At 57.9% G+C, this 23,904-nt stretch carries 21 protein-coding genes and 1 pseudogene; 17 read left to right on the top strand and 5 right to left on the bottom strand.

The window, feature by feature from the left end:
• Positions 1 to 11: 11 nt before the first annotated feature.
• From BMY55_RS14180 to BMY55_RS14160, 5 genes are all read left to right on the top strand, one after another.
• The gene (locus tag BMY55_RS14180; protein WP_091431585.1) at positions 12 to 1,124 is read left to right on the top strand and encodes a class II histone deacetylase; all 1,113 of its coding nucleotides are present in this window, start codon (positions 12 to 14) and stop codon (positions 1,122 to 1,124) included.
• 98 nt (positions 1,125 to 1,222) lie between these two features.
• Entirely contained in the window at positions 1,223 to 1,801 is a 579-nt protein-coding gene (locus BMY55_RS14175; protein WP_091432663.1) for a nitroreductase family protein, read from the top strand.
• Positions 1,798 to 2,487, top strand: coding sequence for an EI24 domain-containing protein (locus tag BMY55_RS14170; protein WP_091431584.1), 690 nt, complete (start codon positions 1,798 to 1,800; stop codon positions 2,485 to 2,487). The genes BMY55_RS14175 and BMY55_RS14170 overlap by 4 nt, the downstream gene beginning before the upstream one ends.
• Before the next feature lie 68 nt (positions 2,488 to 2,555).
• Entirely contained in the window at positions 2,556 to 3,191 is a 636-nt protein-coding gene (locus tag BMY55_RS14165; protein WP_091431582.1) for a sigma-70 family RNA polymerase sigma factor, read from the top strand.
• Complete coding sequence (locus BMY55_RS14160) at positions 3,188 to 3,823, top strand: ChrR family anti-sigma-E factor (protein ID WP_091431580.1); 636 nt, start codon at positions 3,188 to 3,190, stop codon at positions 3,821 to 3,823. Before BMY55_RS14165 ends, BMY55_RS14160 begins: the two co-directional genes overlap by 4 nt.
• Before the next feature lie 569 nt (positions 3,824 to 4,392).
• Here BMY55_RS14160 and BMY55_RS14150 read toward each other — a convergent pair.
• Both BMY55_RS14150 and BMY55_RS14145 read right to left on the bottom strand, forming a co-directional pair.
• Complete coding sequence (locus BMY55_RS14150) at positions 4,393 to 5,118, bottom strand: SDR family NAD(P)-dependent oxidoreductase (RefSeq protein WP_091431578.1); 726 nt, start codon at positions 5,116 to 5,118, stop codon at positions 4,393 to 4,395.
• On the bottom strand, positions 5,118 to 5,888 hold the full coding sequence (locus BMY55_RS14145; RefSeq protein ID WP_091431576.1) for a DUF1365 domain-containing protein: 771 nt from the start codon (positions 5,886 to 5,888) through the stop codon (positions 5,118 to 5,120). The genes BMY55_RS14150 and BMY55_RS14145 overlap by 1 nt, the downstream gene beginning before the upstream one ends.
• A gap of 168 nt (positions 5,889 to 6,056) precedes the next feature.
• On the opposite strand from BMY55_RS14145, the gene BMY55_RS14140 reads away from it, so the two are divergent.
• From BMY55_RS14140 to BMY55_RS14115, 6 genes are read left to right on the top strand one after another with little or no spacing between them, the layout of a single operon-like run.
• Positions 6,057 to 7,388 carry an NAD(P)/FAD-dependent oxidoreductase gene (locus BMY55_RS14140; protein WP_091431575.1) on the top strand — a complete coding sequence of 444 codons (1,332 nt, stop codon included), beginning with the start codon at positions 6,057 to 6,059 and terminating at the stop codon, positions 7,386 to 7,388.
• Positions 7,339 to 8,502, top strand: a complete 1,164-nt coding sequence (locus BMY55_RS14135) for an SAM-dependent methyltransferase (RefSeq protein ID WP_091431573.1) — start codon at positions 7,339 to 7,341, stop codon at positions 8,500 to 8,502. Before BMY55_RS14140 ends, BMY55_RS14135 begins: the two co-directional genes overlap by 50 nt.
• A complete protein-coding gene (locus tag BMY55_RS14130) occupies positions 8,489 to 8,992 on the top strand; it encodes a hypothetical protein (protein WP_091431572.1) in 504 nt (167 codons plus the stop codon). The genes BMY55_RS14135 and BMY55_RS14130 overlap by 14 nt, the downstream gene beginning before the upstream one ends.
• Entirely contained in the window at positions 8,993 to 10,219 is a 1,227-nt protein-coding gene (locus BMY55_RS14125; RefSeq protein ID WP_091431570.1) for an MFS transporter, read from the top strand.
• The gene (locus BMY55_RS14120) at positions 10,216 to 10,776 is read left to right on the top strand and encodes a DUF3833 domain-containing protein (RefSeq protein ID WP_091431569.1); all 561 of its coding nucleotides are present in this window, start codon (positions 10,216 to 10,218) and stop codon (positions 10,774 to 10,776) included. Before BMY55_RS14125 ends, BMY55_RS14120 begins: the two co-directional genes overlap by 4 nt.
• Before the next feature lie 48 nt (positions 10,777 to 10,824).
• Positions 10,825 to 11,541 carry a tryptophan-rich sensory protein gene (locus BMY55_RS14115; protein ID WP_091431567.1) on the top strand — a complete coding sequence of 239 codons (717 nt, stop codon included), beginning with the start codon at positions 10,825 to 10,827 and terminating at the stop codon, positions 11,539 to 11,541.
• Between the two features lie 8 nt (positions 11,542 to 11,549).
• Here BMY55_RS14115 and BMY55_RS14110 read toward each other — a convergent pair whose 3' ends face one another.
• Positions 11,550 to 12,008 (bottom strand): Lrp/AsnC family transcriptional regulator, encoded by a 459-nt coding sequence (locus BMY55_RS14110; protein ID WP_091431565.1) that lies wholly within the window; start codon positions 12,006 to 12,008, stop codon positions 11,550 to 11,552.
• A gap of 128 nt (positions 12,009 to 12,136) precedes the next feature.
• Here BMY55_RS14110 and BMY55_RS14105 point away from each other — a divergent pair, with 128 nt between their 5' ends.
• Together BMY55_RS14105 and BMY55_RS14100 are read left to right on the top strand one after the other, a co-directional pair.
• Positions 12,137 to 15,565, top strand: coding sequence for an indolepyruvate ferredoxin oxidoreductase family protein (locus BMY55_RS14105; RefSeq protein ID WP_091432661.1), 3,429 nt, complete (start codon positions 12,137 to 12,139; stop codon positions 15,563 to 15,565).
• A gap of 102 nt (positions 15,566 to 15,667) precedes the next feature.
• Positions 15,668 to 16,648, top strand: a complete 981-nt coding sequence (locus BMY55_RS14100; RefSeq protein WP_091431563.1) for a glutathione S-transferase family protein — start codon at positions 15,668 to 15,670, stop codon at positions 16,646 to 16,648.
• On the opposite strand, the gene BMY55_RS14095 is transcribed toward BMY55_RS14100, so the two are convergent.
• Positions 16,645 to 17,103: an Lrp/AsnC family transcriptional regulator gene (locus BMY55_RS14095; protein WP_091432658.1), complete on the bottom strand. Its 459-nt coding sequence runs from the start codon at positions 17,101 to 17,103 to the stop codon at positions 16,645 to 16,647. The genes BMY55_RS14100 and BMY55_RS14095 overlap by 4 nt on opposite strands.
• A gap of 115 nt (positions 17,104 to 17,218) precedes the next feature.
• Between BMY55_RS14095 and BMY55_RS14090 the strand changes: the two are divergent.
• The 4 genes and pseudogenes from BMY55_RS14090 to BMY55_RS14075 all read left to right on the top strand — a co-directional run bounded on the left by BMY55_RS14090 (position 17,219) and on the right by BMY55_RS14075 (position 22,322).
• A pseudogene (locus BMY55_RS14090) lies at positions 17,219 to 18,425 on the top strand (methionine gamma-lyase).
• Positions 18,426 to 18,733: 308 nt separating this feature from the next.
• A complete protein-coding gene (locus BMY55_RS14085) occupies positions 18,734 to 19,753 on the top strand; it encodes a glycosyltransferase family 2 protein (RefSeq protein WP_218142246.1) in 1,020 nt (339 codons plus the stop codon).
• Positions 19,743 to 20,471: a class I SAM-dependent methyltransferase gene (locus BMY55_RS14080; RefSeq protein ID WP_091431562.1), complete on the top strand. Its 729-nt coding sequence runs from the start codon at positions 19,743 to 19,745 to the stop codon at positions 20,469 to 20,471. Before BMY55_RS14085 ends, BMY55_RS14080 begins: the two co-directional genes overlap by 11 nt.
• A 15-nt stretch (positions 20,472 to 20,486) precedes the next feature.
• Positions 20,487 to 22,322, top strand: coding sequence for a GtrA family protein (locus tag BMY55_RS14075; protein WP_218142245.1), 1,836 nt, complete (start codon positions 20,487 to 20,489; stop codon positions 22,320 to 22,322).
• A 16-nt stretch (positions 22,323 to 22,338) separates the two neighbouring features.
• On the opposite strand, the gene BMY55_RS14070 is transcribed toward BMY55_RS14075, so the two are convergent.
• Positions 22,339 to 23,760 (bottom strand): hypothetical protein, encoded by a 1,422-nt coding sequence (locus BMY55_RS14070; protein ID WP_091431558.1) that lies wholly within the window; start codon positions 23,758 to 23,760, stop codon positions 22,339 to 22,341.
• Positions 23,761 to 23,904 lie beyond the last annotated feature (144 nt).

Here is a 23,904-nt window from a genome sequence, read left to right as displayed (position 1 = left end):
GGGAGACTGGCATGGCGAAAACCGGCTTTTTCTGGGACGAGAAATGCTTTTGGCATTCTGGCGGCAACTATGCGGGCAATCTGCCCGTGGGCGGGCTGGTGCAGCCCCTTGCGGCAGGTGGACTGCCCGAAAACCCCGAAACCAAACGACGCTTGAAGAACCTGATGGATGTAACCGGCCTGACCGCTGCGCTTCACGCCCAATCAGCACCCGAAGCTACGCGCGAGATGTTGGCGCGGGTCCATCCGACCTTGTTTCTGGACAAGTTCAAGCGGGTGTCTGATGCGGGCGGCGGCGAACTTGGCCTGCGCACACCGTTCGGGCAGGGTGGCTATGAAATCGCGTGCCTGTCCGCAGGATTGTCCGTTGCGGCGCTTGAGGCCGTTCTGCGGGGTGAAGTGGACAACGCTTATGCTCTGTCGCGCCCGCCAGGGCATCATTGCCTGCCGGAGTTTCCAAACGGTTTCTGCCTGCTTGCCAACCTTGCTGTTGCGATCCGCAGCGCGCGGGCCAACGGGTTGGCCAGACGTTTCGTGGTGCTGGATTGGGACGTGCATCACGGCAACGGGACCGAAGCGATCTTTATCGAAGACCCCGAAGTCCTGACCATCTCGATCCATCAGGAACGCAACTATCCGACTGACACGGGCGATGCTGATATGCGCGGTGAGGGGGATGGGCTGGGCGCGAACATGAACATTCCACTGCCGCCGGGGGCAGGGCACGCCACTTATCTTGAAGCGATGGAGCGGCTGGTGATACCTGCCATCCGTGCCCATGAACCGGAGGTAATTGTGATCGCGTGTGGCTATGACGCAGCGCTGATTGATCCGCTGTCCTGCATGCTTGCGACGGCGGACACGTTCCGTCAAATGACCCGCATGGTCATGGATTTGGCAAATGATCTGTGTAATGGACGCCTGATGATGGCGCATGAGGGCGGATATTCCGAGGTCTACGTGCCCTTCTGCGGTCACGCGGTGCTTGAAGAAATGTCCGGCGCGAAGATCCACGCCCCCGATCCGCTGGCAGAAACATTCGCTGCCCGCCAGCCCAACACGCATATGCTGGGCGTGTATTCCGATCTGATTGCCGGGTTACAAGATTTTTTCGATGTTAAGTGATGTAACATCTTGACGGGAACCACCCGACACCCGACATGTGCACCAAGCCAGCCGCGTTCGCGGCCAAGCCTGCCTTTTGCCAGACCGAGGACAGAACCATGCCTGACCGCAATCAAGCTGCGCTGGATTTCCTGCTGACCCGCCGTTCGCGTCCCGCCAAGACCCTGACCGGACCGGCCCCTGATCGCACTGCGCTTGACCCTGTTTTGACCGCTGCGGCGCGCAGTCCGGACCATGGAAAACTGGAGCCATGGCGGTTTATCGTGCTGGAACGCGGGGCCATGGCTCGGCTGGCGGAATTGGTCGGCGAACGGGGTGTGGCGCTGGGTGAGCCACCGGAACAGATCACCAAAGCGCAATCGGCGTTCGCCGACAGCCCGCTGGCTGTGGTGGTGGTGTCATCACCCGTCGACTCGCCCAAAGTTCCACAGATCGAACAGACCCTGTCCGCCGGAGCAGTCTGTCTGTCGCTGTTAAATGCCGCGTTGGCCTCGGGCTGGGGGGCAAATTGGCTGACCGGTTGGGCCAGCCATGATCGGCAATTCATGCGTGACGGATTGGGGCTGGGGGATCACGAAATGGTGGCGGGAATCATCCATATCGGCACCGAAACAAGCGCGCCGCCTGAACGGCCCCGCCCGGATGTTGCAGCGATCACAACGTGGGTTGAAACATGATCCTGGACGATTTTTTCCGCTCGGTCGGACAGATGAGCGATCCGCGGTTTCGCAGCGTTCTGATGAAAGGTTTGGCGCTGACCATCGGCCTTTTGATTGCTGTAACGGTCGCGATGACATGGCTTGTCGGTTTTTTGGTGCCTGATACGCTGTCGCTCCCCTTTATCGGCGATGTGTCCTGGGTGGACGGCCTTGCGTGGTGGGCGTCGTTTTTGCTTATGATCGTCCTGTCGGTTGTGTTGATGGTGCCCGTGGCGGGTGCCTTCACCGGCATCTTTCTGGACGATGTGGCCGACGCGGTCGAGGCGCGGCATTATCCCGAATTGCCGCCTGCGCCAGATGTCCCGATGGTCGAAACCATCCGCGACAGCCTTGGCTTTCTGGGCGTCATTCTCGGGGTTAACCTGATTGCCCTGATCTTGTTTTTCTTTGTCGGTCCGCTTGCGCCCATTTTGTTCTGGGCGGTGAATGGCTATCTTCTGGGGCGCGAGTATTTCCAGCTTGCGGCCATGCGCCGTGTGGGGCGGGCGGAAGCAAACCGTTTGCGGTCGCGCAACAACGTGCAAATCTGGCTGGCGGGCACACTGATGGCAATACCGCTGTCGATCCCATTGGTGAACTTACTGATCCCCATTCTGGGGGCGGCCACCTTTACCCATCTGTTCCATCGGGTGTCGCGTCGATAGGGAAAAAACGGGCGGCGAAAAATGTCGTTCGAAGTGATCCAGTTTACAAAGCGCCTCGTATTGAGGTTATGTTGACACTGACCCTTGACCACCCGAGCACCCGGCCCCCTGCGCCACCAGTGCGTCGTCTTGAAGGAAAACCGGTGCCGCATACCAAGACCGAAATTTCAGAGCAAACCATCTGGATGCTCGCCGTTCGGGACAAGCAGGATCGAGACGCGTTTTGCGCGCTATTTGATCACTTCGCACCGCGTCTGAAAGGGTTCATCATGCGGACGGGGTGTTCGGCACCGCAAGCCGAAGAGATCGTGCAAGATGTCATGCTGACTGTTTGGCGCAAGGCGTCGATGTTCGATCCCCACCGGGCGCAGGTGTCGGCCTGGATCTATCAGATCGCCCGCAACCGGCACATCGACATCATGCGCAAGGAAAGTCGCCCGGTGCCGGACGAACTGGCTGAAGACCCCGGAGCCGAACCAGATGCCAGCCAGATCCTTGCGGTCGAGCAGGAGGCTGCAAAACTGAAATTTGCTCTGTCATCGCTGCGGCCAGAGCAGCGAGAAATGATCGAAAAGGCCTATCTGGGCGAGTTGACCCATCAAGAGATCAGCGACCAGACCGGCCTGCCACTTGGAACAATCAAATCCCGCATCCGACTTGGCTTGGAGCGGTTGAGACACGAGTTGAAGGGACTGCGCGAATGACCGCAATCACCCATCATATCCCCGATGCCATTCTGGCCGCCTATGCCTCGGGCAGCTTGCAGCATCACTATGCGGTGGCCGTTGCCAGCCATGTGTCACTGTGCGTGCAGTGCCGCGCATCGCTGGAAGCCCATCAGACCATGGGTGGAGCGTTGCTGGAAGTGACCGAGCGTGTGGCAGTCTCGGGAAATATGAAGGCCGATCTTATGGCGCAACTGGATGCGCCGGTAAAATCCGAGCCGGTATATACCCGCCGCGGGATTTATCCTGGCCCGGTGGTCGCGGCATTGAAAGGGCAGGAGCCGAAGTGGAAATCCCTTGGCATGGGGGTGCGCCAGTCGATCTTGTCGCAAGACAAGCAAGGATCGGTCCGCTTGCTTTACATCCCCGGCGGGCAGGCCGTGCCCGATCACGGGCATAACGGGCTTGAAATGACGCTGGTGCTTCAGGGCAGTTTCAGTGACGACACGGGTCGCTTCGGCGTTGGTGACATCGAGATCGCGAATGAAGATCTTGAACATACGCCAATTGCCGATCCCGGCGACCCATGTATCTGCCTTGCCGCCACAGATGCACCGTTACGGTTCAACGCTTTCGTGCCACGCCTGTTGCAGCCGCTGTTTCGGATTTAAGTCACCTCACCACCACCAGTTTGACGAAACGGAACCAGCATTGATCCTCTGGATCCTTTTTTTATCAAGCGGTTGGAGGAATATTGCTGTCGTTTGTGTGATCTTCCAAAATACGGTGAACCGCAGGTGCAGGCCACCCGTAATCCTGTCATAGGTACGAGTTAACCAACGGACATTTTGCCAGCCAACAAAGAGATCAACTTAAGAAATCGTTGTTCATAACCACCGCTGCTGCGCTTGCAATGACCCTTGCCGCAAACGCCGCACACGCGGATACTATCGTCGAAATTGCAGTCGCAGACGATCGCTTCTCGACCCTCGTCGCGGTCGTCACGGTCGAAACCCTGCTAAAGCCTGAGAACAGGGGTAGGCTGACGGATATTCTGCTGTATCACGTTGATGACCGCAAACTGACGGCCGGCATGATCCACGTGATCGGCAAACTCCTGTTGCCGGGTGCGCGTCCTGCCTGCAACCAGTCGGTAAGCCTCAAAAAAACACGTTACCGACGAAAATGTTACCCGGTTTGGGCGGCACTACCTTCTTGGTCAGGCCGATGTGGCGCGCAACTATTTCCCGCGATAGACGACGAGGTCGGGAAGATACTCCAACAGACGAATGCCCCAGGAAAAAGGGGCTGGGAAATCGGTGCGGAACCGCGTTGTCCGCATTGCTTTCAGCACATGTTTCGCAGCTTCCTCGGGCGTCATCAGCATCGGCATCTTGAACGTGTTCTTCTGCGTCAGGCGGGTCTCGATGAAACCCGGATTGACGACCCTGACCACGACGCCGGTGTCTTTCAGATCAAACCGCAAGGTCTCGGCCAGGCTGACAAGGGCGGCTTTGCTGGCGCTGTATCCGATGGACGCTGGCAGGCCGCGATAGCCTGCCAGCGATCCGATCAGGGTGATGTCCCCCCGTCCTTTCGCGACCAGCGCAGGCACCATATGCCCCAGCACATGCATCGCGCCGATGAAGTTGACGTTGCACATCATCATCGCAGATTTGCTGTCCCATTCGGTGGCGCGCATCGGGTCATAAGCGCCTGCAATATAGACAACGCCATCAACCTCACCGACCTGTTCGACCGCGCTCTGCACCATTTTCGCGTCCGTCACGTCGATCGGAACAACACGGGCGTCGGTCAACTCATCGGCCAGCTGTTGCAGGCGATCTTGGCTGCGCGCGGACAACACCAGCCTGGCCCCGTCCGTGTCCAGATCATGCGCCAATGCGCGGCCAAGACCTTCGCTCGCGCCGATCAACCAATAGGTTTTACCCTTGAAATCAATCATCACTCGGTGCCTCGATACGTCTTGCTGTCAGAGATCAGAGGCTCGGGCGGGGCGGGTTTGCGCAGGAAGGGAGCGCACTTGAGATACAGGATCAAGGCCTGCCAATAGATCAGTGCCACAACGCGCAGCGCGCCAAAAGGGCGACGCACAGCAGCCCAAGCCAGCGATCGGTTGGTGGCTGGCCTCCGGTCGCCGGCCAGCGTGGCCAATACACCGTCATCCCCGTTTTCATACAGAATACGGATGTCGAATTGCCCCTCGGTCATGCCAAAGTTAAACCGATACTGGCCTTCGACCTTCTGGAAGGGGGATACGTGCATCAGCTTCTCGGCAAAGATCGCATCACGCTTTTCGATGGGCCGGAAATCATCATGGGCGCAGAAATAGCAGTGACGGTGCCCGAAAGTGTTGTTCACCTCGGCGATGAATGCGCGGGGGGTGCCGTTCTTGGTGGCGATCCAGAAACTGACCGGGTTGAAGTGAAAACCAAGAAAGCTGGGTTGTGTCAGCAGGCACAGGTCCAGACCATCGTCTGGCAAACCGCGCGCGCTCAATTCGTCGCGAAACCATGCCACACCGCGCCCATCGCCGCGCGGGCCGCCATGGTGTTTGTCCCACAGCGACCAGAGGTTGAAGTGATTGCGCGAGAGCAGGGTTGGCGCTTGGTCCTTTTCCAGATCACACAACACATAATCAACGCCGTAAGTGAAGGCGTTCTTCAGCTTGCCACGTCTTGCGTGCAGCGTGTGGGCTTGGACATGTTCGACCATTTGTTTCGATTACGCACCATCTTTGCTTCTGGATCACGATTATTGTCTTGGCGGCACAAAAAAACTGAACGGCTTAATCATGTTAAGCACTATTTCTGTCGTTCTTACTGATCCAAGTCGTTCCACGCTCCGTAATCCATTCATGTGGTTTGGAAAAAAGAGGCATCAATGCTTGATCAACAGCTCGGCCCGCGTAGGAAGATTGCGATTGTCGGCGGAGGTATTTCCGGCCTGTCCGCGGCCTATTACCTGTCACCGCACCATGACGTGACGATCTATGAGGCTGCACCCCGTCTGGGTGGGCACGCCCGCACGGTCATGGCGGGCAAGCATGGCGATCAGCCAGTCGATACCGGTTTCATTGTGTTCAATTACGTCACCTACCCTAATCTCACGCGTCTGTTTCGAGAACTGGATGTGCCGGTTATCAAAAGCGAGATGAGTTTTGGGGCGAGCATCGACGATGGCTGGTTGGAATATGGTTTGAGTAATCTGAAATGTATTACGGCGCAAAAACGCAACCTTCTGCGCCCCCAGTTCTACAAGATGATCGCGGATATCCTGCGGTTCGGAAAACATGCCGAGGCAGCCGCGAACGACGACGACAAGACCATCGCCGAGTTGGTGGACGAGTTGGGCCTTGGAGAGTGGTTTCGCAACAATTATCTGATGCCGATGTGTGGTGCGATCTGGTCGACGCCCCTGAAGGAGGTTGATCAGTTTCCAGCCCGGTCGCTTGTGCAGTTCTTCCGCAACCACGCGCTTCTGGCGGGGTTGGGCGAGCACCAATGGTGGACCGTCAAAGGCGGCAGCATCGAATATGTGAACCGGCTGGAGGCTGCGCTGCGGACGCGTGAGGTCGATATTCGTCTTGGTGCCCCAGTCATCCGCGTCGCGCGGATGCCATACGGTGTCACAGTGCGAACCGCCGAGGCCCAGGATAAGGGTTATGATGACATCATCCTTGCCTGCCACTCCGATCAGGCACTTGCGATGCTGGGCGATGGCGCGACCGAACTTGAAGCCAGCGCACTGGGCCGCATCCGATATCAACCGAACAAGGCAGTGTTGCATTGCGACGATGGCCAGATGCCGAAGCGGCGTGCGGCGTGGTCCAGTTGGGCCTATCGGTCCCAGGACGGAGCGATTGGCGTCACCTATTGGATGAACAAGCTGCAAAACATCCCCGATGATGATCCGCTTTTCGTCACGCTGAATCCCTCTACTCCCATAGCGGCGGACAAAATTTATGACGAGGTAGAGTTTGCCCACCCTGTCTTCGACAACGCTGCCCTGCGCGCGCAGCAAGAGTTGCGTGCGATGCAGGGTATGAACCGTACATGGTTTGCCGGCGCTTATCACCGGCACGGGTTTCATGAGGACGGCATCGCCAGCGCGATGCGGATCGTGCGGATGATCAACCAAGACCACTTAGTGAAAGGATCGGACATTGTATTTGACGAACAAAGCCCTGAAGTCGGAGTTCCTGTCCACCTGTGAGCGACTGCGCGACGGGCAGTTGACCCTGCACACGCCAGAGGGAGCGACCTACCACTTTGGCTCCACAGGCCCGGCAGCAGAAATGCAGATCAATGATTGGGCCGCTGTGTCGGCCATGGCTGCGCATGGGCAGGTCGGTTTGGGTGAAACCTATGTGCAGGGCATGTGGGACACCCCGTCAATTGAAACACTGATGTCGGTTGCCATGCGCAATCGGGATTACCTTGGCAGCTATGATCAGGCCAGCGTGTTCAACAGGGCAAAGTTTCGTCTGGTCGATACGATGTTGCGCGCCAATTCCCGTCGCGGGTCGCGCAAGAACATCCGGTCGCACTATGATGTCGGCAACGAGTTTTATCAGCTATGGCTGGACGAGGGCATGACCTATTCCTCGGGCCTGTTTGCCAATGGAAGTGATGACCTGAGTGATGCGCAGACGCGCAAAAACGCGCGCGCCCTGTCCCGGCTGGGTGGCGGAGAACGCGTGTTGGAAATCGGCTGTGGCTGGGGCGGGTTTGCAGAACATGCAACCCATCAAGGGCGCGATGTGACTGGTGTCACGATCTCGCGCAACCAGCACAGCTATGCGGAATGCCGTTTGGATGGGCGGGCTGATATTCAACTGCGCGACTATCGCGACATCAACGGCAAATACGACAATATCGTCTCGATCGAAATGATCGAGGCCGTGGGTGCGCGATACTGGCCGAGCTATTTCTCGGTCCTTAAGGATAATCTTGCGGAAGGCGGACGCGTTTTATTGCAGGCGATTACGGTCAAGGACAGCTTCTTTGAAACCTATAAAGCTTCGTCTGACTATATCCGACAGTATGTCTTCCCCGGCGGGATGCTGTTGTCGGACAGCGTGATCGACGACCAAGCGCGCCAGGCGGGTTTGCAGGTGCAGGACAACTTCGCCTTTGGTCATGATTACGCCAAGACCTGCCGCATCTGGGCTGAACGATTCACCGCGCAGAAGCGCAAGATCGCCGAAATGGGTTATGGCGAAACGTTCCTGCGCAACTGGCAATACTATCTAGAGATATGCGCCGCGTCCTTCGCTATCGGACACACCAACGTCGTGCAGGTGGAACTGGCCCATGCACGCGCTTAACGTTCTTCTGACGCTGACCAGTATGGCCGCGACACCCGCTTTGGCGCAGAGCAATGTTGCCGCCGCTGCTCTTCCGGGGGCAGAAGTGCGCGGCACGGCGACGCTCCGCTTTCTTGGCCTGCCCCTGTATCAAGCCCGTCTTTTCACTGTTGGTGGTGCGGCGCTGGATTGGAGGCAGGATTTTGGGATCGAACTGACCTATCTGCGCGATCTGACGCAATATGATCTGGTCGAAGCCACGATGCGCGAATTCAAACGCACCGGCGGGGCATTGCCGCTTGAGGTGCAGTTGAGCGGCTGTTTCGACGCTGTGACCAAAGGCGATCGTTATCTGGCCATCTCTGACGGGGCCGACAAAATCGGGTTCTGGCGCAATGGACAACGCAGCTGCACATTGGCTTATCCGCAAATCAAAACCCGCTTCATGGGGATATTTGTGGGTGATAACACGCGTTCTAGATCGTTCACACGAAGGCTGACGGGGGGCTAGATGGTCTATCCGCGCGTCAGCCTTTATGCCCTGATGCTGGCCGCGGCTGGCATTCCGCTGTATATCCATTTGCCGCGGTTTGCGTCGGTCAATCTGGGTGTTGAACTGGGTGTGATCGGGGTGATCTTGCTGTTCATCCGGCTGGTCGATCTGGTGCAGGATCCTGTGCTGGGGTGGGCGATTGACCACTGGCCAAAGGCGCAGCCGCTGTTTGCGATGCTGGCCGCCGCCGGGCTGGCCGTCGGATTTCCCATCCTGTTCTCACTCGAACCGGGTGGGGCTGTTGCGATCAGGTTGTTGGCGATTCTGATCTTTCTGTTTTCGGCCTATAGTCTGGGAATGATCCTGCTGTATGGCCGCAGTGCGACGCTTGCGAAATCAACGAATGCGGATGACTTGATGACCCTTGCCGGGTTTCGTGAAGCCGGGATGCTGGCGGGCGTCATCGTTGCCGCCATCGCACCGGCGATGTTTATGGGCCTGGGGGCGAGCGGGCAGGGCTATCCCGCCTTTGGATGGTTCTTGGGCGTGGTTGCCGTGACCGTCGCGTTGGTCAGCTTTCCGATCTGGCGGCGCACGCCGGTCATGGGCGAAGGGCTGTCCTTTTCCGGTTTGATCGGTGCCGGGGCCTTGCGCCTTCTGGTGCTGGCATTGATCAACAGTCTGCCCGTCGCGGTGACATCCACCTTGTTTCTGTTCTTCGTCGAAGACCGGCTGCAATTGCCCGGCAAGGCGGGCCCATTGTTGATCCTGTTTTTCCTGAGCGCCGGGCTGAGCGTGCCGATTTGGACGCGGCTCAGCCGTCGGGTGGGCCCCAAAATGACACTGGTCATTTCCATGCCGCTTGCGATCCTTGGCTTCATCGGGGCCGCGTTTCTTGCCCCTGGCAGCCTTATGGGATTTGCGCTTATCTGCGTGGCATCGGGTGCGGCATTGGGCGCGGATATGGTGGTTCTGCCCGCCATGTTTTCCGTCGTGTTGACGAAAGCGGGGCTGAACGCGTCGGCCGCATTTGGCATCTGGTCATTTGCAGGAAAGCTGGGGTTGGCGCTGGCGGCATTTGCCGTCTTGCCGCTGCTTGAAAGCCAAGGCTTCCAGCCCGGGCAGGCCAACAGCGAGGGCGCCCTGACCACGCTCAATATCTCCTATGCCATTGTGCCCAGCATCCTGAAACTCTGCGCTTTCGGCCTTGTGCTGGCGCTTCCAACAGAGGACGGACCCCAATGAAACTTTTAACCGCATTTTTGCTTCTGATCCTGGTTGCCACGTTTGCCAAGACCGTCCTGCTCAGCTTCCGCGCCCAAAGCCCGGACGACTATACCGGAACCAGCCCCGCTTTTTCGTTGAAAGAGCATCTGTCCGGCACATTTACGTCCGAGGGGATGATCTTTGGACCCACCGGAAAGATGTCCAACAGCTTCGTTGCCCAAATGGTTGGGGAATGGGACGGCGATACGGGCACATTGACCGAGACGTTCACCTATTCCAATGGTCGCACCCAGAACCGGAAGTGGTTTTTGAAACTGGGCGAAGGCAACAGGTTCACCGCCACCGCCGATGACATCGTAGGTCAGGCGAAGGGCGTTGTGTCCGGGTCAACCGTGTCGATCAGATACAAGATTGTTCTGCCACCCGAGGCTGGCAGCCACACGCTCAGCGCCACCGACTGGCTGTATCTGACCAAGGATGGCGTTATCATCAACAAGTCCGAGATGCGTAAATATGGACTGAAAGTGGCTGAACTGATCGCCACAATGCGCCCGGTTGAAGGAACGAATCCCTGATATTTGCGTTGATCAGCACAGAAGAACAGCCAAAACAGAAAGTATCTCATGTCCCGTCAAGTCCCCTATTTGGCCATCGCCGTTTTGCTTTTGTCGGTCCTTTTCGCGGCGTCCCCGTGGTTCAGCAGCAATTTCGCCGGGTATTCGCCCGACCAGTTTCCCAGCGTCGAAACCTTTTGGCCCGTGCAGCCCGCGGGCTGGGCCTTCGGGATCTGGGGGCTGATCTATCTGTGGCTGATTGTCGGGGCGGCTTGGGGCCTTTGGAAAGCGCCACAGGAAAGGGACTGGCAGCGGATGCGCCGCCCACTGGCGATCAGCTTGCTGTTGGGCTGTTTCTGGATCGCGGCGGCCAATGCCTCGCCGGTCTGGGCGACGGTGATGATATTCGTGATGGCTGTGACTGCCATTTTGTCGATGCTGCGTGCGGGCAACCAAGATCCGTGGTGGCAGTTGCGGCCCGTGGCGCTTTATGCCGGTTGGTTGACCGCCGCGACGGGCGTGGGCACCGGGGTGGTGCTGGGCGGTTACGAGATTTTATCCCATCAGACCGCAGCCTTGGTGATGTTGGTCGTCGTGCTGATCGCCGCGCTTTCCGTGCAGGCGCTGCGACCGGATGCCTGGGCCTATCCCGCTGCGATCATCTGGGCCTTGTCTGGCGTGATTGCCGCCAATTGGCCATCGCAGAACTGGTCGGTGATCGGGGTGGCGACGCTTGGCATTTTGCTTCTGGGTTGGCGCACGGTGTCCGGTGTCAGGGCGGCCTGACCCTTGGGTCACACCGGAATGGGTGAGTGTTTCTTGATATCGCGCAGCACCACATTGGTCTGCGCGCTTTCCACCGCAGTCTGTTTGAACAGGAACCCCTCCAGAAACGCGTTAAAGGCCACCAGATCACGACACAGCACCCGAAGATGATAATCCGCCTGACCCGTGGTGGCGAAGCATTCCACCACATCCGGGCGACGGTTCACCGCCTGAATGAAATCCTCGACCTTGTCGGGGTCATGGCGGGTCAGTTGCACGTGCACAATCGCCTGAAAACTTAGCCCAGCCTTGGCGGGGTTAAGATAGGCACCGTAGCGTTCGATGATCTTCGCGTCCTCCAAGGCACGCACCTTGCGCCAGCAGGCCGAGGTTGACATCCCCACGGCATTGGCAAGCTCTGCGTTCGAGATTGTGCTGTCGCGTTGCAGCATATCCAGAATACGACGGTCTTTGCTGTCCAGCTTCATGGTAAAAATATCATTATAGCTGCCTGCCTTCGGTTAATCTTACCAATTATCGCATTATAGCCGGTGCTGAAAGGTATAAAACACCACGCGGGATGAAATATATTGACCTGGAATCTGTGGAGCCAGCCATGACCCGCCAAGACCCCGACTTTTCAACCTATCAACTTGCAGATCGCTACGCCCGCAAAACGGGCCGTGTCTTTCTGACCGGCACGCAGGCGTTGGTGCGCATCATGCTGGATCAGGCGCAACGCGACCGGGCGGCGGGGTTGAACACGGCGGGCTTCATATCCGGCTATCGCGGGTCGCCCCTTGGCGGGCTGGACCTTGAGTTGTGGCGCGAGGACAAGCGGGTGGCAGATCACAACATCACCTTTCTGCCCGCCGTAAACGAAGACCTTGGTGCAACGGCGGTGCTCGGCGCGCAACAGGCCAGCCTTGACCCCGATTGCGAGGTCGAGGGCGTGTTTTCCATGTGGTATGGTAAAGGGCCGGGGGTGGATCGGTCGGGCGATGCGCTGAAACACGGTAACGCCTATGGATCGGCCCCGAAGGGCGGGGTCCTGGTCGTGGCGGGGGATGACCATGGCTGTGTGTCCTCATCCATGCCGCATCAGTCCGACGTGGCATTCATGTCATGGTTCATGCCGACGCTGAACCCGGCTTCTGTGGCGGAATATCTGGCTTTTGGGGAATACGGCATCGCGCTGTCGCGGTTCAGCGGCACATGGGTCGGGTTCAAGGCCATTTCTGAAACGGTCGAATCCGGTCAATCGGTCGATCTGCTGCCGGATCGTCAGTTCACGTATCCCGAGATCGAGGTGCCGCCCGGTGGATTGCATGTTCGGCTGGCTGATCTTCCCAGCCCCGAGATCGAGACACGGATCGGTCACAAGCTCAACGCTGTGCGCGCCTTTGTCGAGGCCAACCCGATTGACAAAGCCATCTACGACCTCGCCGATGCGACCTTCGGGTTCGTGACCACTGGCAAGGGTCATCTGGACCTGATGGAAGTCCTGCGGCTGCTGGGCGTGGACCAGGCCAAATGCCGCGCGCTGGGCATCGACATCTACAAGATCGGGATGGTCTGGCCGCTGGATCGCCGTGATGCGCTGCGCTTTGTGCGTGGCAAGACCGAGGTGCTGGTGGTCGAGGAAAAGCGCGGCATTATCGAAAGCCAGTTCAAGGAGTATTTCTATGATTGGCCCGGCACCAAACCCAACCGTATGGTGGGCAAATACGACAGTCAGGGCGAGCCGCTGATCCCATGGACGGGCGAGCTGAGCCCGCTTATGCTGGTCCCTATCGTGGCGGCCCGTCTGGACAAGGTGTTTTCCGGCGAAAACTTCACCGCGCGGGCCAAGGCGCTGACGGCGCAGCCCCCGTGCATCCTCAAGACCGATGCCGCGACCCGCACGCCGTATTTTTGCTCCGGCTGCCCGCACAACACCTCGACCAAGGTTCCTGATGGCAGCGTTGCGGCGTCCGGCATCGGCTGTCACGTTATGGCAAGCTGGATGGACCGAAACACCACCGGCTATGCACAAATGGGGGGCGAGGGCGTGCCATGGGTCGCCCGGTCTCGCTTCAATGGCGGCAAGCACATCTTCCAAAATTTGGGCGAGGGCACATGGTATCACTCAGGCTCGCTGGCGATCCGACAGGCCATCGCGGCGGGCACGAACATCACTTATAAGATCCTCTATAATGATGCGGTGGCTATGACCGGCGGGCAGCCGGTGGATGGGCCGGTCAGCGTGGCGGGTATCATTCAGACCTGCCGTGCCGAAGGAGTCCAGCGGATCGCACTTGTGTCCGATGATATCGGGAAGTTCACCCGCGCCGAGTTTCCGGGCGGCGTGACCTTCCACGATCGGTCCGAGATGGATCAGGTGCAGCGCGAGTTGCGTGACATGTCCGGTGTAACGGTGCTGGTCTATGAACAGGCCTGCGCCACCGAAAAGCGCCGCCGCCGCAAACGTGGCACGATGGAAGACCCTAAAACCGTGCCCTATATCAACCCACTGGTTTGCGAGGGTTGCGGCGATTGTTCGGTCGAAAGCAACTGTCTGAGTGTCGAACCGCTGGAAACCGAGTTTGGTCGCAAGCGCAAAATCAACCAATCCAGTTGTAACAAGGATATGTCCTGCCTGAAGGGATTCTGTCCCAGTTTCGTGACCATCGAAGGTGCAAACCGGCGCAAGCGGGACACCTCGGGGCTGGATCTGGCGGCGTTGCTGGGCGATGTGGAGCCGCCGAAGCTACCGGACATGGACGACCCTTATGACCTTTTGGTCACGGGCGTCGGTGGCACGGGCGTCGTGACTGTTGGCGCCCTGATCACCATGGCCGCACATTTGGAGGGCAAAGGCTCCAGCGTGCTGGATTTCACTGGGTTTGCGCAGAAGTTTGGCACGGTGCTCAGCTATATCCGGCTGGGTGCGTCGCCAGATCAAGTGCATCAGGTGCGGATTGATACCGGTTCGGCCGATGCGGTGATTGGCTGCGATATGGTCGTGTCGTCCTCGCCCAAGGCGTCCGTGCATTATCGCGCTGGTAGCAAGGTTGTGCTGAACCGGGCAGAGATGCCGACCGGCGATCTTGTCCTGTCGCGCGACGCCAGCCTGCGGATCGACGCGCGTGAACAAGCGGTCAGGGCAGCAGTCGGGTCAGACAATGTGTCGGGTCTTGATGCCAACCATGCTGCCGAAACCCTTTTGGGTGACGCCGTTTATGCCAATGTCATCATGCTGGGTTATGCGTGGCAAATGGGGTTGGTGCCGGTCTCGGAAACCACGCTGAAACAGGCCATTCGGTTGAATGGTGTGAAGATACCCGAAAACTGCCGTGCCTTTGATCTTGGCCGCGTATTGGCCGCTGTACCGGATCGGGTCGCTTTGACCGATCCGAAACCCGCCGAAGGACAGACGCCAGAGGATCTGATTGCGGTGCGCGCGGACTTCCTGACCGGATATCAGGATGCGGCTTACGCAGACCGCTTTTGCAAAACGCTGTCCGGGTTTGCGGCGCGGTTGCCCGAAAGGATGCGGGACGAAGCGTTGACCATCGCGGCAAAAAGCCTGTTCAAATTGATGGCCTATAAGGATGAATACGAGGTTGCACGGTTGCACACTCAAATGGGGTTCGGTCAGCAGTTGGAACAGGAGTTTGAACCCGGTTTCTCGGTCAAATACCATTTCGCTCCGCCGCTGCTGCCCTTGGGAAAGGACGCGCGGGGACGGCCGCGCAAACGGGCCTTCGGCCCGTGGGTGACACCGGTTTTGACCCGGCTGGCGCGGTTGAAACGCTTGCGCGGCACCATGTTCGACCCGTTTGGCTATACCGCCGAGCGCCGTGAAGAAGTGGCGTTGATCGGCTGGTATGAAAACGGCCTTGCGCAACTGACTGGTAAGATCACCGAGGACAATATTGATGACGTGATTGCTTTTCTGTCGGCCCCGCTTGAAATGCGCGGCTATGGCCCGGTCAAACGAGATGCCGTGGCCGAGGTGAAACCCAAAGCGGAGGCCGCGCTTGGCCGGGTTCTGGCGGGTTGATCCACCCCATCATGTGTTGAGGGTTTTCAGTTTTGTCTGGTCCACCCTTGTTGCCGTTCGCGTAAGACTTATCATGTGTCCACAAACACAAAGGAACATGGCATGGGATTGCTGCAAGACGGCAAATGGGTCGATAAATGGTATGATACGAAATCCAGCGGCGGGCGTTTCAAACGGAAAGACGCGCAGTTTCGCAACTGGATCACTCCCGATGGATCGGCCGGCCCCAGCGGCAAAGCCGGGTTCAAGGCGGAACCGGATCGCTATCACCTCTATGTCTCGCTCGCCTGCCCTTGGGCACATCGGACGCTGATCTTCCGCGCCCTGAAAGGGTTGGAGGAAATGATCCCGATTTCAGTTGTGCACTGGCACATGGCTCAGGATGGCTGGACCTTTCATCCGGTCGACGGCGCGATGCCAGACACGGTGAATGGCGCCGAGTTCCTGCACCAGATCTATACCACCGCACAGGCCGATTATTCGGGCCGGGTGACGGTGCCGGTTCTGTGGGACAAGAAAACCAGCACCATCGTGTCCAACGAAAGCTCGGAAATCATCCGCATGTTCAACTCGGCCTTCGATGGCGTCGGGGCGAAAGGTGGTGATTTCCATCCCGCGCCGCTGCGCGATGAGATCGACGCGCTGAATGACCGGATCTATGACACCGTCAACAACGGTGTCTACAAGGCGGGTTTCGCGACCACGCAGGACGCGTATGAAGAAGCGGTCGTGCCGCTGTTTGAAACGCTCGACGGTCTTGAAGAACGGCTGGCCACGCAGCGATACCTGACCGGAACCACAATTACCGAGGCCGACTGGCGCCTGTTCACGACGCTCGTGCGGTTCGATCCTGTCTACGTGGGTCATTTCAAGTGCAACCTGCGCCGGATCGTCGATTATCCGAACCTGTGGGGGTATCTGCGCGACCTGTATCAACAGACGGGCATCGCAGCGACGGTCAACATGACGCATATCAAGAACCACTATTATGGTAGTCATGAGACCATCAATCCCAGCGGTGTGGTGCCGAAAGGGCCGGTAATCGACTTCGACACGCCACATGACCGTGCAGCGCTGGGTTAGTCCAGCCGGGGAAACACCGCCGTTTTCTTGACTGTGCCATAGACGAAGCTGGTGTCGATTGATCCAATGCCACCGATCGGGTGGATGCGGTTGCGGATGAAATCCTCATACGCCTCCAGATCGGACACGACCACACGCAGTTGGTAATCGGTTGCGCCGGTCAGCACGTGGCATTCCAACACCTCGTCGATTGACAGGATGCGCCGTTCGAAATGCTGCACGTCTTCTGCGTTGTGACGCTCCAGCCGGATGCGCACGAACACCGTGATCGGAAGGCCATAGGCGGCGGCATCGGCGTCCACGGAAAAACCCCGAATGGCCCCAGAAGTTTCAAGATTGCGCAAGCGCCGCAGGCAGGGGGATGGCGATAGGTTCACGGCCTCGGCCAGATCCTGATTGGTCATGCGCCCATTCTGCTGCAAGGCACGGATGATCTGGCGATCTTTTTGGTCCAAGCGCGCCTCCCTTGGCATAATCTGCTAATATGTGAGGCTATCGTGGCATGTTTTGCAATCTTCTGAAAGCCTGGATGCGTCATTCTACGGGCAGGATTCGAAAAGGAAGTTTGCCATGACCTCGTCCCCCACATCCGGTTTTGCCACCCGCGCCATCCATCACGCCTATGAACCGCAGGACAACCAAGGCGCGCTGACGCCGCCGCTTCACCTGACCTCGACCTTCGCGTTTGAAACTGCCGAACACGGGGGAGAGATGTTCGCGGGCGAGTGCCCCGGCCACATATATTCGCGCATCTCGAACCCGACCTGTGATTTGCTTGAGCAACGCATCGCGACGTTGGAAGGGGCTGAGGCCGGGTTGGCTTTGTCCTCTGGCATGGGCGCGATTACTGCAACATTGTGGACTCTGTTGTCGCCGGGCGACGAGGTGATCGTGGACAAGACGCTTTACGGCTGCACCTTCGCCTTCATGCAGCATGGGCTGACGAAATGGGGCGTAATGATTACCCATGGATATGAGCGACCCGGAAAACCTGCGTGATGTGATCAGTGACAAGACCCGCGTGGTGTATTTCGAAACCCCGGCCAACCCGAACATGCGTCTGGTGGATATTGCCGCCGTGTCGGACATCGCCCATGGGGCAGGGGCGACGGTGGTGGTGGACAACACCTATGCCACACCTTACCTGACCCGACCGATTGAGCATGGCGCGGACATCGTGCTGCACTCTGCCACCAAGTATCTGGGCGGCCATGGCGACGTTGTGGCCGGACTGGTGGTTGGCACGTTGGAGCAGATTACCGAAATCCGTCTTGTGGGCATGAAAGACATGACCGGTGCGGTAATGGCCCCGTTTAACGCGATGCTGATCCTGCGCGGTCTGAAAACCTTGGCCCTGCGGATGGACCGGCACTGTGCGTCGGCTATGGTGATCGCGCGCTGGCTGGAAGCCCATCCAGCCGTTGGCACCGTTCACTTTCCCGGGCTGGAAAGCTTCCCGCAACATTCGGTCGCCAATGGCCAGATGGCGCAACCGGGCGCCATGATCGCGTTCGAGGTCGAAGGAGGACTTGCCGGCGGAATTGCCGTGATGAACCGGTTGTCGATGGTCCAGCGTGCCGTCTCTCTGGGCGATGCTGAATCGCTGATCCAGCACCCAGCCTCGATGACACATTCGACCTATACGCCCGAGGAACGCGCCGAGCATGGTATCTCGGACGGGTTGATCCGCTTGTCCGTCGGGCTGGAAGAGATCGAGGACATCCTGGCTGATCTTGATGCAGCCTTGCCCCCCGCGATGCAGCACGCAGCAGAGTGATCCGGGTCAAGACTTGATACGGTCAGCCCGTAGAGTGGGGAACAGGGTGTGTGCCGACCGCGATAATTTGACTGGCTCCAACTACCAAAAAACAGCCGCCAAGGCGATTGTCGAGAAAGTCCAGGAATCGACGGCTGGTGGCCCCCTGTGACCGCTACAAACGTAGCGTCAGCGCCGCGCTTGCGGGCAGAGTTGCATTTAATCCGATGTGCGGCTTGCCACGTGACTCCGGGCTGTCATAATCTGCCCCCAATAGAATAAGCCTGCCACTCGCACGGTGGCGGGCAGTTATTTGAGGCGTAATTTGTATGGCAGGATCAAGCCGCGACATGCTGCTGGATGACAGCGGCCCGGTTCAAAAGGGTCGGCCCCTGATCTCGTTGATCATTCCTGTCTTCAACGAAGAAAATAGCATTCGTGTCTTTCTGGAACGCACAGCCGATGCGCTGGTTTCGCTGCGGAATGCGTTCGATATTGAATATCTGTTTGTCAATGATGGCAGCCGCGACGCGACCGAACGGACGATCATGACCTGCCGAGAAGAGTGGCCCGAGATTTCCCTGGTGAACTTGTCGCGCAATTTCGGCAAAGAGGCCGCCTTGTCTGCTGGTCTGAACCATGCAAGCGGTGATGTCGCGATCCCCATCGATGTGGACCTGCAAGACCCGCCCGAGGTGATCGTGCAGATGATCGCGCATTGGCAGCAAGGGGCCAAGGTAGTCAATGCCCGTCGCGCGCGACGTGATGCAGATACATGGGCCAAGCGCACCAGCGCGGGCCTGTTCTATCGCCTGTTCAACACGCTGGCCGATCATCCCATTCCCAGCGGTGTTGGCGATTTCCGCCTTCTGGACCGTGAAGTGGTGGATGCGATCTGCGCGATGGGAGAGCGGTCACGCTTCAACAAGGCCATCTTCAGTTGGGTCGGATTTGAAACGGCCGAGATCGAATATGATCGACCCGCTCGCGCCGAGGGTGGCAGCCAATGGTCATACTGGAAGCTGTGGAAACTGGCGCTCGACGGGATTTTTGCCTCGTCCACCACGCCGCTTAGAATATGGACCTATGTTGGCCTGTCGATGGCTGTGGCCTCGTTGCTCTATTCCGCTTTCCTGTTCTTCCGGACCCTTTTGTTCGGGGTCGACACGCCCGGCTATGCGTCGACCGCCATTCTGATCCTGACCTTCGGCGGCATGAACATGTTCGCACTGGGGATTATCGGGGAATATGTCGGTCGCATCTATACGGAAGTGCGCCAGCGCCCGCTCTATATTGTGCGTTCATATATCCAGCTGGACACCGGCGAGGGGGAACAAGATGGATCGTGATGTCTATGAGCGTATGAACGAGTTGGAGGCGCATCATTGGTGGTTTGTCGCACGCCGGGATATGATCGAGACGCTCATCCGCCGTCGCACCAATCTTCCGGCGGATGCTCGGATACTGGAAGCCGGGTGCGGAAGCGGCGGAAATTTGGCGTTGCTTCAGCAATTTGGCAAAGTCGATGGATTCGAGTTTGATGACACCGCCCGCGCGGATGCGATCAGGAAATCGGGTCTCGGTCTCGTCTTTGGGGCATTGCCGGATGAGGTGCCGTTCGAGGGTCAGGAATACGATCTGATCGGCCTTTTTGATGTGCTGGAACATGTCGAGCCTGATGTGGCATCGCTGCGCGCGCTTTCACACCACCTGCGCCCCGGCGGCAAGCTGCTTGTCACCGTACCTGCCTTTCCCTTCCTGTGGTCCAAACATGATGAAGCGCATCACCATTATCGTCGCTATACCCGCACCAGCCTGGCCAAGGTCGCGGCAGAAGCGGGCTTGAAAGTGACCTATAGCAGTTATTTCAACACATTGCTGTTCCCGCTTGCCATCACCGCACGCGCTATCAAGAAGATCACGGGAAGCGATGCGCCGGACGATAGTATGCCGCCCAGATGGCTGAACAGGTTGATGCGGCAGATATTCGGGGCAGAACGGTTTGTGCTGGGGCGAATACCTCTTCCGGTTGGCCTGTCGCTTGGCGCCGTGCTTGAGAAGGTCTGACCCTTGTTTGCCCAATTGCTTCGTTTCATTGGCGTCGGCGGATTGGCGACGATCACACATGTACTCGTGGCAACCATCGTCCACAAACTGTTTTCCATGCCGGAAATGTGGTCCAATTTCAGTGGGTTTTGTGCTTCGGTACTGATCTCGTATTTCGGCCACTCAAACTTCACATTCGCCGCTGAACCAAACCATAAGCAGCATTTGCCAAGATTCATTTTTGTATCGCTGACCGGTTTGGCGGCCAGCAGTTTCATTGTCTGGCTGATCAGCACGTTCACAGAAGGCAGCTTCTATCTGGCGATGGTGTTGGTCGCGCTGATGGTACCGTTGGCCACATTTCTGGCGTTAAGATTTTGGGTATTTTCGCATCGTGGTACGCCATTTTTGCCGACCTGGCAGATGGTCTTTATCACGCTTGGCGGAATGTTCTTGTTTATCGGCATCTATTGGAACTGGCCGGCCAATCACGATACGGCGTGGTACCTTGTTGCGACGCGCAAGATGCTCGGTGGTGCACAGCTTTACGTCGACCTGATCGAGGTCAACCCGCCCCTGAACTTCTATCTGACCATTCCGGCCATTCTGATCGCCGATTTCCTGAAGATCAGCGACGCCAACGGTCAATACTTCTTTGTGGCACTGCTGTATGGCGTCAGCTTGTTGTGGTCCGGCGCCATTCTGCGCGGTGCTGCTGATATAAGCGCTCTGCGCCGCACCGTGTTCTTCGCGTTCATGGCATTGGTCTTTGTTTTAGGCGCAGCAAATAATATCGCGCAGCGCGAACATCTATTGGTGCTGTTTCTGTCCCCGTGGTTGATGTGGTATCTGGTTCGCCCAGAGAAAGGTCCGTCATTGGCCAGCAGCGCTTTCGGCGCGATTGGGATCTGCATAAAGCCATTTTTTCTGGTCTTTCCAATTGCTTTTCTGATTCGAGATATGTGGCGCACGCGATCGTTTGCACCCATTCTGTATCTCCGCAATCTGTTGATGCTCGCGATTGGCGTGATCTATGTGGCACTTGTCGTCGCTTGGCATCCTGAATACCTGGATGATATCGTTCCGATGGCGGGACAGGTCTATGCGGCATACAAGAACACCTTCTGGGGTGTCTTGGTCATTTCGTTACCGCCGAAGATACTGGGTCTGATCATCATGATGCCGCTTGTTTTCACGAAACGGCAGGATGTCGGCGACACGACATTTGCCTTGGCGGCGGCTGCGGCCTTGTTCAGCTACGTCGTGCAAAGCACTGGCTTTGGATATCAACTGGTCCCATTCATCATATATTCATTGCTGGCGGGTGCATGGTGGTTGATCAATGCACGAACCTTGTCGTTGGGCGTCGTCCTGACATCCCTGGCCAGCGCGCTGTTGATGGCCGGGCTGTATGAGCGTGGAAGGTATCGTAACAAGACAACTGACGAAGTGCTCTATATTGCTCAGAAATTTGGGCCAATCGACAGCATGATGGCCGGTTCCATGCAATTGGATATCGGTGCGCCCGTCGCACTGCGCCTGGGGATTGATTGGGTCAGCCGCTATCCTGCCAATTGGCTGTATCCCGGTGCGACTAACAAGCTTGCGAACACCGATTGCGCAAAGGAAGCAGAGCTTTGTGCAGATCTGCAAGCGATTGTGGAGCGTAATCGAACAGACAACCTGAATGATATCCTCGACCACAAACCTGATCTGATCGTCTCAGATCGGGCCGTCACGATTTTTATGGTGAACCCGTTTACCTGGATGACCTTCATGAAAGCCGATCCGCGATTTGTAGAAGAAATGAAGAACTACACGCTGGTTTACAAGGCCGAGCGGTTTGACTTTTACCGGCGCAACGAAGAGTAGTGTGGCATGTGACCCACTAGTCCAGCACGATAACCTGACCTGTCGTTAAACCCTTTTCCATACCGCCGTCGCGTATCCAGATCTTGTTGCCGCGAATGCGGGCCACCCGCATGCCGTAAAAGCTGGTGCCTTTGGTGGCCTTGATAATGCGCCCGTCACTCGTTTCCAGAAGCGCCCATGGGGCTGTGTCCGTGTCGTATATTCCGACAACCGACATCCGGTCGCGCCCGTCATCCGACCTTGTCGGCGCGGTCACGGGCGCTGATGCGGGCGTGACCACGGCAACTGTCGGCACGGTTGACGGGGGTGACGGTTCGGCGATCTGATCTGCGGCACGTGGCGGCGTCGGGTCGATGCGCTGTCTTTGCTGCGGGCGCGGGGAAGCGGTTGGTGCATAAAGTGGTCGAACGCTGTCCTCTGCGCCGGGCAAAGGAAGAGGCGCCGCGGCCAGAACCTTTGCGATCTGAAGGACCAGATCATCGTCGTTTTCAAGCGAAACAGCCGAAGGTGGCGGAAGGTGCAGATCGTCTGAAACCGCGGCCAACTGTATCGTCGGGGCGATCATTGGCGTTGGCGATTTTTGCGGTGACTGTTGGCGGACAATCGCAGCGGGTGAGGGCGCAGGGACAGAGGCAAGGTCCGGCGTGCTCAGCGATTGCGACACGGACTGCACCGCAGCTTGGTCGACCCTTTGTGGCCAAATGTCAGGTTCAGACATGACAAATACAATCTCGGGCAAAGGTTCGGGCGCGTTGCTGGCCAAGGCAAATACCTCAACCGGAAGCGGAGGTGGGATCGGCGTGTCAATCGGCTGGGCCAAGGCGGCAATCCGCATGTCCAGTTGATATTCGGCATCATCCATGGCTGGAACGGATTCACTGGCCACTGACGCAGTCAAATCTGCGAACGGATCGTCCGAGGGGTCGGCGGGGATGTCTGCAACCGGTGTCCCCATGGAGAAGACCGATACCGCCTCATCATCTTCGGCGTGTTCCCCCACCTCAGACGGTGTTGCCTGCGCGATGAGGACAGGGAGTAAATCGGCTGTGTCATTGCCTGGCATCAGGGGCGGCCCAAAACTGTGCGGGTCAATCAATGCGGTCGGTGCGCGCAACGGCGTATCTGAAACTTGAGAAGTAATGGCTGGATGCGGATCGCCACCGGAATTTGGCATCTCAAGCATGTCGAGCGCGGCAACCAAATCCGGGATATGGGAAGAAAGCGGCGGATTGTTTGGGGTCGACATAGGACTGGGCCGTTCGGCAGCAGACAAGTGGTCCGCGATTAATTTGTCGGAAGCAAATTCTTGCGCGAAATTCTGTGGGTTCGGCCAGATCAGTTTTGACGCATAGATTGCCAAGGATACGAACAGCCCGCCCGCAATGAACAGAACCGATACAATAGACCATGCCAGTCGATGCGATCTTGTTCCTTTCATAAATCCAACCTGTCTGCCGGTAAAATTCGCCTTCGCTGATCAAGCGCCCCGACGGGCAGCTTGTCAATGTCAGCAGATTACAGACTGGTATCAATGGGTCTTGTTGTTACGAACTGTTGCGGGAAAACAAACAAAAAAGTTTTC

This window comes from Aliiroseovarius sediminilitoris (assembly GCF_900109955.1).
Taxonomy (GTDB): Bacteria; Pseudomonadota; Alphaproteobacteria; order Rhodobacterales; family Rhodobacteraceae; genus Aliiroseovarius; species Aliiroseovarius sediminilitoris.
This window is presented reverse-complemented; position numbering and strand designations above follow the sequence as displayed.

Excerpts from the sequence above, each read along its gene's own strand:
- BMY55_RS14180 (WP_091431585.1), top strand. The coding sequence starts at position 12 with ATGGCGAAAACCGGCTTTTTCTGGGACGAGAAATGCTTTTGGCATTCT.
- BMY55_RS14145 (WP_091431576.1), bottom strand. The coding sequence starts at position 5,888 with ATGGTCGAACATGTCCAAGCCCACACGCTGCACGCAAGACGTGGCAAG.
- BMY55_RS14160 (WP_091431580.1), top strand. The coding sequence starts at position 3,188 with ATGACCGCAATCACCCATCATATCCCCGATGCCATTCTGGCCGCCTAT.
- BMY55_RS14080 (WP_091431562.1), top strand. The coding sequence starts at position 19,743 with ATGGATCGTGATGTCTATGAGCGTATGAACGAGTTGGAGGCGCATCAT.
- BMY55_RS14115 (WP_091431567.1), top strand. The coding sequence starts at position 10,825 with ATGTCCCGTCAAGTCCCCTATTTGGCCATCGCCGTTTTGCTTTTGTCG.
- BMY55_RS14170 (WP_091431584.1), top strand. The coding sequence starts at position 1,798 with ATGATCCTGGACGATTTTTTCCGCTCGGTCGGACAGATGAGCGATCCG.
- BMY55_RS14120 (WP_091431569.1), top strand. The coding sequence starts at position 10,216 with ATGAAACTTTTAACCGCATTTTTGCTTCTGATCCTGGTTGCCACGTTT.
- BMY55_RS14110 (WP_091431565.1), bottom strand. The coding sequence starts at position 12,008 with ATGAAGCTGGACAGCAAAGACCGTCGTATTCTGGATATGCTGCAACGC.
- BMY55_RS14140 (WP_091431575.1), top strand. The coding sequence starts at position 6,057 with ATGCTTGATCAACAGCTCGGCCCGCGTAGGAAGATTGCGATTGTCGGC.
- BMY55_RS14085 (WP_218142246.1), top strand. The coding sequence starts at position 18,734 with ATGGCAGGATCAAGCCGCGACATGCTGCTGGATGACAGCGGCCCGGTT.
- BMY55_RS14165 (WP_091431582.1), top strand. The coding sequence starts at position 2,556 with ATGTTGACACTGACCCTTGACCACCCGAGCACCCGGCCCCCTGCGCCA.
- BMY55_RS14070 (WP_091431558.1), bottom strand. The coding sequence starts at position 23,760 with ATGAAAGGAACAAGATCGCATCGACTGGCATGGTCTATTGTATCGGTT.
- BMY55_RS14130 (WP_091431572.1), top strand. The coding sequence starts at position 8,489 with ATGCACGCGCTTAACGTTCTTCTGACGCTGACCAGTATGGCCGCGACA.
- BMY55_RS14100 (WP_091431563.1), top strand. The coding sequence starts at position 15,668 with ATGGGATTGCTGCAAGACGGCAAATGGGTCGATAAATGGTATGATACG.
- BMY55_RS14125 (WP_091431570.1), top strand. The coding sequence starts at position 8,993 with ATGGTCTATCCGCGCGTCAGCCTTTATGCCCTGATGCTGGCCGCGGCT.
- BMY55_RS14150 (WP_091431578.1), bottom strand. The coding sequence starts at position 5,118 with ATGATTGATTTCAAGGGTAAAACCTATTGGTTGATCGGCGCGAGCGAA.
- BMY55_RS14175 (WP_091432663.1), top strand. The coding sequence starts at position 1,223 with ATGCCTGACCGCAATCAAGCTGCGCTGGATTTCCTGCTGACCCGCCGT.
- BMY55_RS14105 (WP_091432661.1), top strand. The coding sequence starts at position 12,137 with ATGACCCGCCAAGACCCCGACTTTTCAACCTATCAACTTGCAGATCGC.